Origin of the sequence: Streptomyces sp. NPDC048277 (assembly GCF_040652235.1) — a bacterium.
Taxonomy (GTDB): Bacteria; Actinomycetota; Actinomycetes; order Streptomycetales; family Streptomycetaceae; genus Streptomyces.
Window position 1 is genome coordinate 1 of the sequence record NZ_JBEZLQ010000079.1, and the last position, 1,761, is coordinate 1,761.

A 1,761-nucleotide genomic window follows, 5' to 3' on the forward strand; every position below is an offset into this window, starting at 1 on the left:
TCACCCGCCCCGCGATGATGCGCACCCTGGCGCAGACCGGCTTCCAGCAGTCGTACACGTACTTCACCTGGCGCAACACCAAGCAGGAACTCACCCAGTACCTCACGGAGTTGTCGGGTGAGTCCGCCGCCTGGATGCGGCCGAACCTCTTCGTCAACACCCCGGACATCCTGCACGCCTACCTCCAGCACGGCGGCCGGCCCGCCTTCGAGGCGCGCGCCGTGCTCGCCGCCACCCTCTCCCCCACCTGGGGCATCTACAGCGGCTACGAACTCTGCGAGAACACCCCGCTCAGAGAGGGCAGCGAGGAATACCTCGACTCCGAGAAGTACCAGCTCAGGCCCCGCGACTGGGCCCGCGCCCAGACCGAGGGCATCGCACCCCTCATCACCCGGCTCAACACCGTCCGGCGCGCCCATCCGGCGCTGCACCGTCTGCGCAACCTGACCTTCCACCACACGGACAACGACTCCGTCATCGCGTACAGCAAGCGCACCGGGTCGGACACGGTCGTGGTGGTCGTCAACCTCGATCCGCACCACACCCAGGAGGCCACGGTCTCGTTGGACATGCCGCAACTCGGCCTGGACTGGAACTCCGTCCTGTCCGTGCAGGACGAACTGACGGGTGAGACCTACTCATGGGGCAGGACCACCTATGTACGCCTCACACCCGGACGGACGCCGGCGCATGTGCTCCAGGTAGTGCGGCCGACACCAGCGAACGGAGGGCCCAGCGCGTCATGACTGTCAACGACCCCGTCCCGGACACCTTCGAGGACACGCCTGCCAAGGACCGGGACCCGGACTGGTTCAAACGCGCCGTCTTCTACGAGGTCCTGGTCCGCTCCTTCCAGGACAGCGACGGCGACGGCATCGGCGACCTCAAGGGCCTCACCGCCAAGCTCGACTATCTGCAGTGGCTCGGCGTCGACTGCCTCTGGCTCCCCCCGTTCTTCAAGTCGCCCCTCAGGGACGGCGGTTACGACGTCGCCGACTACACCGCGGTCCTTCCCGAGTTCGGTGACCTGGCCGACTTCGTGGAGTTCGTCGACGCCGCCCACCAGCGCGGCATGCGCGTCATCATCGACTTCGTCGTCAACCACACCAGCGACCAGCACCCGTGGTTCCAGGAGTCCCGCAAGGACCCCGACGGGCCGTACGGCGACTACTACATGTGGGCCGACGACGACAAGCAGTACCAGGACGCGCGGATCATCTTCGTCGACACCGAGGTCTCCAATTGGACCTTCGACCCCGTGCGCGGCCAGTACTACTTCCACCGGTTCTTCTCCCATCAGCCGGACCTCAACTACGAGAACCCGGCGGTGCAGGAGGAGGTCCTGGCGGCCCTGCGGTTCTGGCTGGACCTGGGCATCGACGGCTTCCGCCTGGACGCGGTGCCGTATCTGTACGCGGAAGAGGGCACCAACTGCGAGAACCTGCCGCCGACGCATGAGTTCCTGCGGCGGGTCCGCCGCGAGATCGACGCGATGTACCCGGACACCGTGCTGCTGGCGGAGGCCAACCAGTGGCCCGAGGACGTCGTCGACTACTTCGGCGACTACGAAAAGGGCGGCGACGAGTGCCACATGGCATTCCACTTCCCGGTCATGCCACGCATCTTCATGGCCGTGCGCCGGGAGTCCCGCCACCCGGTCTCGGAAATCCTCGCCAAGACCCCCGCCATCCCCTCCGGCTGCCAGTGGGGCATCTTCCTGCGCAACCACGACGAGCTGACCCTGGAAATGGTCACCGACGA

At 66.5% G+C, this 1,761-nt stretch carries 2 protein-coding genes; both read left to right on the plus strand.

Annotated features, from left to right (window positions below; translation table 11 throughout):
- Positions 1–746, plus strand: a 746-nt coding sequence (locus AB0D85_RS52195) for an alpha amylase C-terminal domain-containing protein (RefSeq protein WP_362338755.1), incomplete at its 5' end; no start/stop codon positions are given.
- Positions 743–1,761: alpha-amylase family glycosyl hydrolase (locus AB0D85_RS52200; RefSeq protein ID WP_362338759.1), on the plus strand; the 1,019-nt coding region annotated here is incomplete at its 3' end. The genes AB0D85_RS52195 and AB0D85_RS52200, both read left to right, overlap by 4 nt.